This is a genomic window from Kribbella sp. NBC_00889 (assembly GCF_045207705.1).
Lineage (GTDB): Bacteria > Actinomycetota > Actinomycetes > Propionibacteriales > Kribbellaceae > Kribbella.
In genome coordinates, this window is sequence record NZ_CP108783.1 from 8,993,254 (window position 1) to 9,006,100 (window position 12,847).

The following is a 12,847-nucleotide window of genomic DNA, read 5'->3' on the forward strand; positions in this document are numbered from 1 at the left end:
GGACCGTGGATCTTGCGGAGATGCGGCGGGCCTATGGCCTCGGAGAGTTGCTCGAGAGCCAGGTCGATCCGGACCCGATCGTCCAGTTCCGGACCTGGCTGGCGCAGGCGACCGAAGCCGGCCTGCCGGAGCCGAACGCGATGGTGCTGGCCACCGCGGACGGCGACGGCCGGCCGTCGGCGCGGACTGTGCTGCTGAAGGGCCTCGACGAGCGCGGCTTCGTGTTCTTCACCAACCAGGAGTCCCGCAAGGCCGACGACCTGGCCGTGAACCCGCACTGCGCGCTCGTCCTCCCCTGGCATGCGATGGAGCGGCAGGTGCGCATCGAGGGCAGCGCGACCAAGCTCCCCGGCGACGAGGTCGACGCGTATTTCGGCAACCGGCCGCGCGAGTCACAGCTCGGGGCCTGGGCGTCACAGCAGAGCCAGCCGGTCGCGTCCCGCGAGGAGCTCGACCTGCAGTACGCGTCGTACGAGCGTCAGTGGCCGGAGGGCACCGAGATCTCCACGCCGTACTTCTGGGGTGGCTACCTGGTCCGGCCGGACGCGTTCGAGTTCTGGCAGGGCCGGACCGGCCGGCTGCATGACCGCCTGGCCTACCGGCGTACCAACTCCGAAGGCTGGGAGTTGTCGCGGCTCCAGCCCTGAGGAGCCTCCGAGGTCTCGCGGAAGCCGTTGCGCTGCCACCACCGCACCAGCGGAGCCGGCGCCCACCAGTTGGCCCGGCCGAGCAACCGCATCGTCGCCGGCACCAGCAACGCCCGCACGATCGTCGCGTCCAGTGCGATCGCGATCACCAGCCCGACGCCGATCATCTTCACGAACACGATGCCCGAGGTCGAGAACGCCGCCACGACGATGATCAGCAGCAGCGCCGCACTGGTAATGATGCCGCCGGTCCGCTGGAGTCCGAGCGCGACCGCCTGCGTGTTGTCGCCGGTCCGGTCGTACTCCTCCCGGATCCGGCTGAGCAGGAACACCTCGTAGTCCATCGAGAGCCCGAACAGCACGGCGAACAACAGCACCGGGTTGGTCGCGTCGAGGAATCCGGCCGGGGTGAAGTCGAGCAGCCCGGACAGGTGGCCGTCCTGGAAGATCCAGACCATCGCGCCGAACGCCGCGGACAGTGACAGCACGTTCATCAGCAGCGCCTTGGCCGGCAGCACGAACGATCCGAACGCGACGAACAGCAGCACGAACGTCACCAGCACGACGAATCCGGCCATGTACGGCGCCCGCTCGGCCAGCACATCGAGCAGGTCGATCACCGCGGCCGTCTCACCACCGACCTCGGTCTGCGTCCCACCCGGCGGCGCGATCGCCCGTACGTCGTGGACGACATCGCGCGCGGCCAGTTCCTGCGCGGTGAAGTGCGTATGCACGACCACCTCCGCGACGCCGTTCTCGTACCCGCCGACCCGCACGTTCTCGACGTTCGCGACCTGCCGCAGCTTCCCGAGGTACGGCGCCAGTGCCGCGGACGGATCGGATGGCGGCGAATCGAAGCGGACTGCCACGACGATGTCCGACCCACCCGCACCAGCGAAGTCACTTTGCAGCGTCTCGGTCACCGTGCGGGAGGTGGCGCCGGCAGGCAACGACCGGTGGTCGACGCCACCGAGTTGCGCCTGCAGGAAGGGGATCCCTAGCACCAGCAACACCGGCACCAGGACGAGCACATACCGCACCGGGCGCCGCATCACGCTGTGCGCGAGCCGGTACCACGCTCCGTGCTCGGCGCGCGCCTTGCGAGGCTTGAGGAACGGCAGCCGCAAGCTGTTCACCCGATGCCCCAGCACCGCGAGCAAGGCAGGCAGCGCGGTCAATGCCGCCACCATCGCGACCAGCACGGCGGCCGCACCGCCGTACGCCATCGAGCGCAGGAACATCACCGGGAACAGCACCAGACTGCTGATCGCGACGCCGACAGTGATGCCGGAGAACGCAACGGTCCGGCCGGCCGTCGACATCGTCGCGGTCAGCGCTGTCTCCACATCATTGCCCTTGGCAAGCTCTTCGCGGAACCGGGTGACGATGAACAGCGCGTAGTCGATCGCGAGTCCGAGGCCGATCATCGTGACGATGTTGATCGTGAAGATCGACACGTCGGTGATCGCGGTCAGCCCGCGCAGCAGCACGAAGGCGCCCAGGATCGCCAGCGCGCCGACGAACAACGGCAGGCTGGCGGCGACCAGGCCGCCGAAGACGACCACCAGCAGCACCAGCACGATCGGCGTCGAGATCGTCTCGGCATGCACGATGTCGTGCTCGGTCTGGGTGTTCACCTCGTCGAAGACCGCGATCTCGCCGCCCACCTTCGCGTCCAGCCCGGATGGCGCGGTCCGCACCTGGTCGGCGATCCGGTGGAACGTCGCCAGCCGCTCCTCCTGGTCCGCGCCGGCCAGTGTGAGCACGGCGTACGTGCTGTGCTGGTCCTTGGAGACGAACAGGGGCGAGCGGCTGCTCCAGTACGTCGTCGTACTCCGCACATCCTGGGACGGCAGGCCCGAGAGGTGCTGCTCGACGGACTGCCGGAACGTCGGGTCCGCGACGGTCTGCGTGGAACTGCGGTAGAGCACGATCACGTCGGTACCGGTGCGGCCGACGTTCTGCTCGATCGTCGCGACAGCGTTGGCGGCCTCGGTGTCCGGTGCGTCGAACCCGCCGTTGGCCAGCGATCCGAACACGCCGGTGCCCCAGGCCAGCCCGACGGCGACGAGGACTCCGGTCAGGGCGAGCACCAGGCGGCGGCGCCGGAACGTGAAGTGGCCGAGCGTCTCGAACACGAAACTCTCCCCCAGCAAGTTAGATTTGAGCGGCGGGTGTCTCAGTGAACAGCGTTAACTGTTAACGGTGTTAACTCTAGACATCCGGGAGGCCGGCCTGTCAAGGAGAATTTCGATGGACGAGGGTGCGACCCGGCGTGACCGGCAGCGGGCCGCGACACTGGCCGACATCAAGGCGGTCGCGCGGCGGCTGCTGGTCAGCGGCGGCGTGGGCGCGGTCGGCCTGCGTGCGGTCGCGCGCGAGCTCGGCCTGACCCCGCCGGCCCTGTACCGCTACTTCCCGAGCCACGAGGCCCTCGTCACCGCCCTCATCGCCGACCTGTACGACGAACTGACCGGTGCGCTGATGGAGTTGCAGGCCGCCGACACCGATGCGGATCTCGGTGCCAGGTTGTTCTTGCTGACCAATGGACTGCGGGACTGGGCGCTGGCCCATCCGTCCGAGTTCGCGCTGCTGTTCGGTACGGCGATCCCGAACCCGGAGGCCGAGGACCACGCGGACACGCCTGGGCATCAGGCGGCGATGCGGTTCGGGGCCGTGTTCAAGGACCTGGTCGCGCAGATCTGGCACTGGAAGCCGTTCCCGTACCCGGCCGACGAGGACCTCGGACCGGTGCTGCTCGCTCAGTTGCAGCAAGAGACCGAGGAGTTCCAGGGCATGCCGGCCGGCGCGATCTACCTCGCGCTGAGCTACTGGGTCAGGCTCTACGGCCTGATCTGCATGGAGGTCTTCGGACAACTGCACTGGGTGCTGCCGGATGCCGGCGCGTACTTCGAAGCCCAGCTCCGCGAGATCGGCGAAGAGCTCGGCCTGGACTGCCCACTGCCGGAGTGAGGGCAGAAAAAAGCCCGCGAGCGCTTCCAGACCGCGACCGGGTGGCCGAACTCTGGGTCAGGCGGACTGACCTGACTGCCCGCGGGCCCGGTGGCTGGCGTTGAATTGGCCGACCACATGCCCACTTGTTAGTGGTTGGCGGTTAGCCCGCCGCCACCTCACGAGTCCGATAGCAATTCATGCGTTGGACCACCTCCCTTCGCGTGTACTGAAAACCTACTGGCCGAAGGCCCGGCGTTCAACCAGTTTTCGCGCACAGACGAACGGGGTGCCGTGGTCCCATAGGAGACATGCTGAGACTCGGACTTCCGGTCATCGTGATCCTGCTGGTCGGAACCGCCTGGATGGCGTGGGCGTCGTACCGCCGGGCTGCCCAGGCCGAGCAGGCCCTGGCCGAGGTCAACGCCGAACACCGGGCATTGATGCACGAGGTCAGGACGCTGGAACGGGCGGTCGCGGCTGCCGAGCAGGGCTTGCGTACGCTCAGCTCGCATCCGTCGGTGCCGCGCGATGTCGCGGTCACCGCAGACCTGACCCTCGCCGACATCCGGCGACTGGTGGAACGCAAGGAGCTCGACGACTGATGGCCAAACTGGGGAGTGCGACCGCCGTCGCCAAGGGCGGAAGCACGAAGGTCAAGGTGATCGGCGGCCTGATCGTGGCCGTGATCGTGATCATCGCGCTGTTCAACATCTTCAACTTCGCCGACACCGACGCGAACCGGATCGGTCTGCACTACGGCGGTGGCGTGATCGAGGACAAGAAGTTCAAGTCCGTCATCCCCCCGGGCTCGACGAACACGCTGATCGGCCCGGGCGACACCGTCTACACCTACCCGATCGACCAGCGCTCGTACATCATCGGCGGCGACGGCGCCGACACCGACGCGGCCGACGAGGTCACCGTGGTCAGCAAGGACAACGTCCGGCTCGGCGTCCGGGTCCAGGTCTACTTCACGCTGAACCGCGACGAGGCGGTGCTGAAGTCGTTCCACGAGCGGATCGGGCTCAAGACCGACGCCTACGAGGACGACGGCTGGGACCAGATGCTGCAGAGCTACTTCCGGCCCCAGATCGACCGGGCGCTGGCGGCGGTCGCGGCCGACTACGGCTGGGCCGAGCTCTACAACAACGAGTCGAAGAAGGCGGCGTTCCAGTCCGCCGCGGCCAAGGAGTTCACCCGGCTGCTGCCGGCCGCCGTCGGTGGTGACTACTTCTGCGGCCCGTCGTACAACGGCACCAACGACTGTGGCGAGCTGTCCTTCACGATCCAGAAGCCGACGCCGCTGGACAAGGGCATCATCGACGGCCTCGAGGCCAAGCAGCGGGCCGAGCTGGCCAAGGCGACCCAGGAGCAGAAGAACCAGCAGGTCAACGTCGAACTGCAGTCGGTCAAGGCGCAGGTCGCGATGCTCGGCGCGCAGGGCTACCTGCTGAAGACCGCGATCGAATCGGGCAAGATCCAGTTCATGGTCATCCCGCAGAACGGCAACGTCAGCATCCCGGTGCCGACACCGACCACCACGACCCAGCAGCCCGCCAACTGAGCTGAGCTGGGACATGTCCGCGCTGCCGTCGCACCTCGAGCTCGTGCAGGGCGTCGTCCTGCCCAAGCCGGTCGGCGCGGACCCGGTCCTCGACTTCGTCAACACCCGGTCCGACTGGACCACCCGTGGCCCGGCCCGGACCGAGTGGCTGACGTCGTACGAGGCCTTCCTGATCTGGACCTCGTACGTCGGCCTGGTGCCGCCGGCGACCGTGTTCCGGCTGATCGAGCAGGCCGGTGGCAAGCCGACCGAGGCGGCGCGGCGGCTGCACGCGACACTCGAGTTCAGGACCGAGCTGTACGACGTCCTGACCGGGCAGGCGACCGATGAGTCGTTCGAGGCCGTGGCCCGGGTGATCGAACGGGCGTCCGGGCGACGGCAGCTGGTCCTGGCGGACGACGGCCCAGTGTGGGAGCTGCCGGAGGATCTGGCGCTGCCGCTGGACAACCTGGCGCTGCTCGCGGGTGAGCTGCTGACCGGGCCGTCGCGGGCGCACGTTCGGATGTGCCCGGGGGAGTCGTGCGGCTGGTTGTTCCTCGATCCCCGCGGGCGCCGGCGGTGGTGTTCGATGGCCACCTGCGGGAACCGGGCCAAGGTCCGCGCGCACGCGGCGCGCGCCCGTTAGTTGAAGACGGCGGGGTCGACCGTGATCCACGTGTGCCGGGCGCGGGCGAGCACGCGGCCGTCGGCGTCGTACAGGGTGCTGGCGGTGAACGTCTTGCGGCCCTCCTCACCGAGGTAGCGGCCGAGTGCCACGCACTGCTCGCCGGGCTGCGGGCGCGCGTCGATGCAGGCCGTCAACTGACCGAGCACCGACGGGCGGCCCTCCAGGTCGATCGCCCAGCCGCCGGGGCAGTCGAGCGCGGACCACAGGAAGACGTCGTCCACCAGGCCGCCGGTCACCAGATCGCCGCCCGGCTGCCACGTGCACGCCGTCCGTCCGTCGCCGAGCGGACCCGGCTTGAGTTGCAGGCCGTCCGCGTTCTCCGGCCCGCAGACGAAGCAGCTCGGGAACGGATGATTGCTCAAACCCTTGTACGCCGCCTCGGCCGCGCGAGCCTCGTCGGGCGATACCGGGTCGATGGTCGCGTCGGCCAGGAAGTCCGCGTCCACCGGTACGGCGTCGGCAACGACGGCCTCGCCGTCCGTCAACCGCGCCCCTTCGACGTCCGCGTCCAGCGTCAGGTCCTTCTCGATCGGCGGCGGCATTCGCAGCGTCACCCGCGGCACCACGCCGGCGTCGATCCGCGCGGCCAGCGCCGTACCCACCTGTCCGGCGACGTACCCGCCGTTGCCCGACCGCTTGGGTCCCTGAAACCGCCGTTCCACCCGAACCAGACTCATACCGCATGACCCTAACCAGACGCCCGATCCGGCCGGCAACCGGACCGCGATCGGGACGTGTGAGGGCTGTGAACCATGGGAAGGAAGGAGTTTTCAGATAAATCTGAGGAATTCTCGGAGATTAAAGAGCTAAGCCCTCCAGTTCAAACGACCGCTTGAACTATGCTGACTGCAGGCTACGGCGAGTGAGCAGGTGGGGTGCCTGAGCGAGCGGTAGCCGGGGGGAAGGAGAAGTCTGTGGAAACACCGGTCGAATCGACCCGGGAGAGATTGCTCAACGTCGCCGAGCAACGCTTCGGTGAAGGGGGCTACGAAGGAACGTCGCTGCGTGCCATCACGGTGGCGGCGGCCGCGAACATCGCCGCGGTCAACTACCACTTCGGCTCGAAGGAGGCCTTGCTGCGAGCCGCGGTCGCGCGGGCGATGGCGCCGGTCAACGCCGAACGCCGGCGCCGGCTGGACCAGTTGGAGGCCCGCGGCGGGCCGAGTCCGGAGCAGCTGATCCGGGCATTCATCGAGCCCGGGCTGGACCTGGTCCTGCGCCGGGGTGATCGTGGCGCGGTGGTCGCGCGTTTCATCGGCCGGATCGCGTTCGATCCGAGCCAGCGGATCCGGGAGTTGTACGCCGCCGAGTCCGACCCGATCGAGTCGCGGTACCTGGCCGCGCTTCAGTCGGCCCTGCCACACGCCTCGCCCGAGGCGGTCGCCTTCGGATACGTGAACATGCTCGGACTGCTTGCGTTGCACCAGTCCCAGGCCTTGTCCCGCGCGCCTGGCGTGGATGATGTCGAGGACCCGGGCAAGCTGGCCGAGAACCTGGTCACGTTCCTGGTCGCCGCCTTCGACCGGGGCCTTCGGACCTGATCCGGTGGCGGCCGATGACCCGCGGCGCCCTGCCCGCGGATTTTCGGACGCAACTGAACCAGGGACACCAGTGGTCTGGTCGAGGGTGTCCAGAGATTGCTCACGGATGTTCGGACTGCCCGGTAACGCTGCATAATGGCGCTCCGTGGACCCCTGTGAAGTCGTGGTTGCCGTCGATCTCGGTGGAACCCGGATGAAGTGCGGCCTGGTCGCCGCGGACGGTGCCGTGCTGCACCGCGAGACCAGGCCGACTCCCCGGGAGGCCGGGGGCCGCGCCGTGCTCGATGCCCTGCTGGAGACCGTCGTCGAGCTGAGCCAGAAGGCGACTGCGGACGGTCACCGAGTGCGTGCGATCGGTGTCGTCGTGCCCGGCGTCATCGACGCCGAGACCGGCACGGTCGGCGCCGAGAACCTGGCCTGGGTCGGTACGCCGGTGCGCGCCGAACTGGAGGCCGCGATCGGAGACGGCGTACCGATCGTGCTCGCCCACGACGTCCGCGCCGGCGGGTACGCCGAACTCCGCCAGGGCGCGCTCACCGGCACCACGAACTCGATGTTCCTGCCGCTCGGCACCGGCATCGCCGCCGCGATGGTGATCGACGGCTCGCTGGTCAGCGGCGACGGCTGGGCCGGCGAACTCGGCCACACCCGGTTCGTCCACGGCGATGCGGCCGAGCAGTGCGCCTGCGGCCAGTGGGGCTGCCTCGAGACGGTCGCCTCCGCGGCTGCGCTGGCCCGCAGGTACGGCGCCCGGACCGGCCGCACCGTGGACGGTGCACGTGAGGTCCTGGAGTTGCTGGCCGCCGGTGATCCGGACGCCGCGCACGTCTGGGACGACGCACTGAAGGCGCTGATCGATGCGCTCGTCCTCTACACGACCCTGGTCGCGCCGACTCGGATCGCGATCGGCGGCGGACTGGTGGGCGCGGGGGAGACACTGCTGCAACCGCTGCGCGACGGCATCCACGCGCGGCTCACCTTTCAGCGCGAGCCCGAGATCGTGGCCGCCGTACTCGGTGAGGACGCGGGCTGCCTCGGCGCCGCGGTGATGGCCTGGGACCGCGTGACGGCCGACGAGAGTGGAGATCAGACCGTATGACTACCTATCGCGTGGGCCGGCTCGTCACGCCGGACGACGTGCTGGAGAACGCCTGGATCCAGGTGGTCGACGCGGACATCGTCGCGTTCGGCCGCAGGTCGGAGGGGATGCCGGCCGACGGCAAGCGGCCCGAGGATCTCGGCAACGTCACCGTCGTCCCGGGCTTCGTCGACATCCACACCCACGGTGGCGGCGGATCGACGTACTCGACGACCGATCCGGAGGAGGCGCGCAAGGTTGCGGCCTTCCACGCCCGGCACGGTACGACGACCACGCTCGCCAGCCTGGTGACGGCGCCCCTCGATGACATCGTCTCGCAGACCGCCTGTCTCGCCGACCTGATCACCGATGGCGTGATCGCCGGTGTCCACCTGGAAGGTCCGTTCCTGTCCGCGGCGCGGTGTGGTGCGCACGAGCCGACGCTGCTGCGCGACCCGGTCGCCGACGACGTCACGAAGGTCCTGAGCGACGCGGTGAAGATGGTGACGATCGCGCCGGAGCTCGAGCACGGACTGGACGCGATCCGCCAGGTCGTCGACGCGGGTGCCGTCGCCGCCCTCGGGCACACCGATGCGACGTACGAGCAGATGATCGCCGGCGCCGACGCCGGGGCGACCGTCGCCACGCATCTGTTCAACGGGATGCGGCCGTTCCACCACCGCGACCCGGGTCCGGTCGGTGCCGCCCTGAACGACGAACGGCTGCTGCTCGAGGTGATCAACGACGGGCTGCACCTGGATCCGCAGGTCGTCCGCGTCGCCCTCGCGGCGGCCGGGGTGAACCGGATCGCCCTGATCACCGACGCGATGGAGGCCACCGGGATGCCGGACGGCCGGTACAAGCTCGGCGACCTCGAGGTGGACGTGAAGGAAGGCCTGGTGACGCTTGCCCACGGCAAGCATTCGATCGCCGGCAGTACCTTGACGATGGACGTGTCCTACGCCAACGCGGTGAAGGCCGGTGTGTCCCTGGTGGACGCGTCCCGGATGGCGTCGACAACGCCGGCGCAGGCCTTCGGCTGGTACGACGTGGGCGCGATCGAGACCGGCAAGCGGGCGGACCTGGTGGTGCTGGACGACGAGTACGTCGTTCAGAAGGTGATGCGGGCAGGGTCGTGGCTGGACTGATCGGGACCATCACCCTCAACCTCGCGCTGGACGTCACGTACGAGGTCGACCAGCTCGTCGTCGGTGGCAGTCATCGCGTCGGTACTGTTCGGCAGCGGGCCGGTGGCAAGGGTGTGAACGTCGCCCGGGTGGCGTCGACGTTGGGGCACCAGGTGCTGGTGCTCGGGTTCGTCGGCGGTGTGACCGGTGAGCTGGTTGCGGAGGAACTGTTCGATGCGGGCCTCACCGCACTGCTGACGCCGATCGCCGGGGAGACTCGGCGTACCGTTGCCATCGTCAACGGTGCCGACGGGGACGCGACGATCTTCAACGAGACCGGCCCTTCGGTGACCGCCGACGAGTGGCGTGCGTTCGGGGACCGGATGCCGTGGTCACGATTGGGCGTGCTGGCCTGTTCGGGCAGCATCCCGCCGGGACTGCCCGCTGACGCGTACGCCGAGCTCGCGGTCCGCGCGCGGCATCACGACGTACTGACCGTGATCGACGCCGGCGGTGCCGCGCTGACCGCGGCTGCGAAGGCTGGTGCGGTGGTGCGGTCCAACGCGGCCGAGTTGCGTGACGCGCTGGGTGACACGACGGTCGAGGACGGCGCTCGTCAGCTGGTCGGGTTGGGTGCGACCGCGGCCGTGATCACCGATGGATCACGCGGGATGGTTGCTGCCAGCAACAAGGGTGTCTGGCGAGCGCTGCCGGTCGAGAAGGTGAGTGGCAACCCGACCGGTGCCGGCGACGCCTGCACAGCTGTGGTTGCGGTGGCTGTCGCCGAGTCGCCGGAGCCCGACTGGTCCGTCGTCCTGAAGTCCGCTGTGGCCGCGTCGGCCGCCGCGGTGCTGACACCGGTTGCCGGGGACATCGATCTGGCCGCGTACCGGCGCTGGCAGCCCCAGGTCACCGTTCGTTAGTCAGAAGGAGAAAGCTCATGCCGTTGGTCTCCGGGGCCGAGGTCGTGCTGGCCGCCGCCAAGGCTGGTCGTGGGGTCGGTGCGTTCAACGTGATCCAGCTGGAGCACGCGACCGCGCTGATCGCCGGCGCCGAGCAGGTCGGTGCGCCGGTCATCCTGCAGATCAGCGAGAACGCGGTGAAGTACCACGGCGCCCTCAAGCCGATCGGCGTCGCCACCCTGGCCGCCGCGGCCGCCGCGACGGTCCCGGTCGTCGTCCACCTCGACCACGCGATGGACCGCGACCTGGTCACCGAAGCGGTCTCACTCGGCTTCACCTCCGTCATGTACGACGCGTCGAAGCTCGAGTACGCCGACAACGTCGCGTCGACCACCGAGGTCACGGCGTTCTGTCACGACCACGGGGTGTTCGTCGAGGCCGAGATCGGTGAGGTCGGCGGCAAGGACGGAGTGCACGCACCCGGCGCCCGCACCCGCCCCGAGGAGGCCCTCGCCTTCGCCGAAGCGACCGGCGTCGACGCCCTGGCAGTCGCCGTCGGCTCGTCCCACGCGATGACCGAACGTACGGCGTCCCTGGACTTCGACCTCATAGCCGAACTCCACACCGCCGTCCCCGTCCCCCTCGTCCTGCACGGCTCCTCCGGTGTCGCCGACCCCGACCTCACCCGAGCCGTCGAGGCCGGCATGACCAAGGTCAACATCGCCACCCACCTGAACAACGTCTTCACCGCCAAGGTCCGCGAAGTCCTCGCCGGCAACCCGACCCTGGTCGACACCCGCAAGTACCTCGGCCCGGCCCGCGACGAGGTAGCCGCCGAGGTGGCCCGCCTGCTGACCATCCTCAGAGCGACGCCCTCAGAGTGAAGCGCCGCCCCGGACCCAGTGCGCCCGCAGCTCGTCGCGTGCCTGCTGGACCCGCGCCCGAGCGCTCTCATCGGGTACTTCGAAGTCCTCGATCAGCCGGGTGAGCGCCAGCTCCAGCGCCGCGACCGCCGCGTCCTCCTCGGTCAGCTCGGCTTCGGTCACCCCGCGCAGACCGACCGCGAGCGCGGCGAGGCCCGCCACCTCCTGCGGGGTCAGCCGCAGCCGGATCTCCGTCCTCGTGTCCACGGTTGCTCCTTCGCTTCTTGGTACAGTCATCGTGCAGTGCAACGACCGTGTTGCACAAGAGCGCTCGGTGAGGAGTGGCCGGAGATGACCATCGCGGTGGACGAGACGCTGCGCGAGGCGACCGTCGCCGTACTCGCCGAGCACGGCTGGTCCGGTGTCACGCTGGAGCGGGTCGCCGAGAAGGTCGGCCGGTCCCGCGTCACGCTGTGGCGGCAGGGGCTGACCGTCGAACTGCTGCTGAACTCGCTGCTCGACGCGCTGGCCGAGGACTACCGGGACACGATGTGGCCGATCCTGGCCGGTTCCGGCACCGGCCGCGAAGGCCTGGTCAAGACACTCGAGGCCTTGTTCGACGTGATCGACCGGCATCTGCCGCTGATCCTGTCCTCGGACCTGGTGTTCCACCAGGAGCAGGCACGCAACGGCCCGGTCTCGTTCATCGATCCGTTCGAGCGGTTCCTGCGCGAGGGCGAGCAGGACGGATCGCTGCATCCGCACGGCCGGATCAGCGACGTGGCCGAGGTGCTGATGGTGTCGGCGACCTTCACCTACGTGCACATGCGCGGCCGGCACCACTGGTCCAAGGCCCGGGTCCGCCGGCTCACCCTCGACCTGACCCTCCGCGGAGTCCTGAACTTCTGAAACATGGTCGTTGCATTTTCTGCAACAGTCATGTTTCACTGACGGGACCGACAGCTTTGGAGGGGCGCCATGACACTTCCCTACGCCGAACCGTTGATCCGCCGCGAGCCGCCGCCGCGCGTGATCCCCGAACCCCCCCGCGTCGGCGAGCCCGGCGGGGATCCGTGCGGACTCTGCGACTGGCTGGCTTCGTTCGAGAAGTCCGAACACCGGCCGCCGCTCTGGATGGACGACAACTGGGCCCTGTGCCCGGCCAAGGACGTCACCATCCCGGGAGTGGTCTGGCTCGCCAGTCGAGGTCACCACGACAGCTTCGCCGACCTGCCCGCGGCCCACGCGACCAGTTACGGTCCGGTGGTCGCCCGGATCGAGCGAGCGATCCTCGGTCTCGGCGGCATCGCCCGGGTCCACGTCTATCGTTGGGGCGACGGTTCGGCCCATTTCCATGTGTGGTTCTACCCGCGCCCGCTGGGCATGCTCGAGGCGCGCCGGGAGATGCTTCCGCTGTGGGCCGACCTGCTGCCCCCGGCGCCCGAGGAGGACGTTGCCGATGCCGACCGGAAGATCGCCGCGGCGATGGCGGCGGCCGACTGA

At 69.1% G+C, this 12,847-nt stretch carries 15 protein-coding genes; 12 read left to right on the forward strand and 3 right to left on the reverse strand.

The annotated features are described in order from the left end of the window. Positions 1–5: 5 nt before the first annotated feature. Positions 6–647, forward strand: coding sequence for a pyridoxamine 5'-phosphate oxidase (gene pdxH, locus OG817_RS44340; protein ID WP_406051145.1), 642 nt, complete (start codon positions 6–8; stop codon positions 645–647). Here the strand turns inward: pdxH and OG817_RS44345 are convergent. Beyond that, entirely contained in the window at positions 596–2,785 is a 2,190-nt protein-coding gene (locus tag OG817_RS44345) for an MMPL family transporter (RefSeq protein ID WP_406051146.1), read from the reverse strand. The genes pdxH and OG817_RS44345 overlap by 52 nt on opposite strands. A gap of 115 nt (positions 2,786–2,900) precedes the next feature. Between OG817_RS44345 and OG817_RS44350 the strand changes: the two genes are divergently transcribed. The 4 genes from OG817_RS44350 (at position 2,901) to OG817_RS44365 (ending at position 5,791) form a co-directional block, all read left to right on the forward strand. Continuing rightward, positions 2,901–3,620 (forward strand): TetR/AcrR family transcriptional regulator, encoded by a 720-nt coding sequence (locus tag OG817_RS44350; RefSeq protein WP_360445093.1) that lies wholly within the window; start codon positions 2,901–2,903, stop codon positions 3,618–3,620. A gap of 290 nt (positions 3,621–3,910) precedes the next feature. Continuing rightward, a complete protein-coding gene (locus OG817_RS44355) occupies positions 3,911–4,204 on the forward strand; it encodes a hypothetical protein (protein WP_238163536.1) in 294 nt (97 codons plus the stop codon). Continuing rightward, positions 4,204–5,166: an SPFH domain-containing protein gene (locus OG817_RS44360; RefSeq protein ID WP_406051149.1), complete on the forward strand. Its 963-nt coding sequence runs from the start codon at positions 4,204–4,206 to the stop codon at positions 5,164–5,166. The genes OG817_RS44355 and OG817_RS44360 overlap by 1 nt, the downstream gene beginning before the upstream one ends. Before the next feature lie 13 nt (positions 5,167–5,179). Further along, positions 5,180–5,791, forward strand: a complete 612-nt coding sequence (locus OG817_RS44365) for a CGNR zinc finger domain-containing protein (protein WP_406051150.1) — start codon at positions 5,180–5,182, stop codon at positions 5,789–5,791. Here OG817_RS44365 and OG817_RS44370 read toward each other — a convergent pair. Then, positions 5,788–6,510, reverse strand: a complete 723-nt coding sequence (locus OG817_RS44370; protein WP_406051151.1) for a hypothetical protein — start codon at positions 6,508–6,510, stop codon at positions 5,788–5,790. The genes OG817_RS44365 and OG817_RS44370 overlap by 4 nt on opposite strands. A gap of 237 nt (positions 6,511–6,747) precedes the next feature. On the opposite strand from OG817_RS44370, the gene OG817_RS44375 reads away from it, so the two are divergent. The 5 genes from OG817_RS44375 (at position 6,748) to OG817_RS44395 (ending at position 11,365) form a co-directional block, all read left to right on the forward strand. Next, complete coding sequence (locus OG817_RS44375; RefSeq protein ID WP_406051152.1) at positions 6,748–7,374, forward strand: TetR/AcrR family transcriptional regulator; 627 nt, start codon at positions 6,748–6,750, stop codon at positions 7,372–7,374. 145 nt (positions 7,375–7,519) lie between these two features. Then, positions 7,520–8,473 carry an ROK family protein gene (locus OG817_RS44380; RefSeq protein WP_360445105.1) on the forward strand — a complete coding sequence of 318 codons (954 nt, stop codon included), beginning with the start codon at positions 7,520–7,522 and terminating at the stop codon, positions 8,471–8,473. Next, a complete protein-coding gene (gene nagA / locus OG817_RS44385) occupies positions 8,470–9,600 on the forward strand; it encodes an N-acetylglucosamine-6-phosphate deacetylase (protein WP_406051154.1) in 1,131 nt (376 codons plus the stop codon). Before OG817_RS44380 ends, nagA begins: the two co-directional genes overlap by 4 nt. After that, positions 9,588–10,502: a 1-phosphofructokinase family hexose kinase gene (locus OG817_RS44390; protein ID WP_406051155.1), complete on the forward strand. Its 915-nt coding sequence runs from the start codon at positions 9,588–9,590 to the stop codon at positions 10,500–10,502. The genes nagA and OG817_RS44390 overlap by 13 nt, the downstream gene beginning before the upstream one ends. 17 nt (positions 10,503–10,519) lie before the next feature. Beyond that, positions 10,520–11,365, forward strand: a complete 846-nt coding sequence (locus tag OG817_RS44395) for a ketose-bisphosphate aldolase (RefSeq protein ID WP_406051157.1) — start codon at positions 10,520–10,522, stop codon at positions 11,363–11,365. Here the strand turns inward: OG817_RS44395 and OG817_RS44400 are convergent. Then, complete coding sequence (locus OG817_RS44400; protein ID WP_396392104.1) at positions 11,357–11,611, reverse strand: hypothetical protein; 255 nt, start codon at positions 11,609–11,611, stop codon at positions 11,357–11,359. The two genes, OG817_RS44395 and OG817_RS44400, sit on opposite strands and share 9 nt — an antisense overlap. Positions 11,612–11,695: 84 nt before the next feature. Here OG817_RS44400 and OG817_RS44405 point away from each other — a divergent pair, with 84 nt between their 5' ends. Then, positions 11,696–12,253 carry a hypothetical protein gene (locus OG817_RS44405; RefSeq protein WP_360445115.1) on the forward strand — a complete coding sequence of 186 codons (558 nt, stop codon included), beginning with the start codon at positions 11,696–11,698 and terminating at the stop codon, positions 12,251–12,253. 69 nt (positions 12,254–12,322) lie between these two features. After that, a complete protein-coding gene (locus OG817_RS44410; RefSeq protein WP_396392103.1) occupies positions 12,323–12,847 on the forward strand; it encodes a hypothetical protein in 525 nt (174 codons plus the stop codon).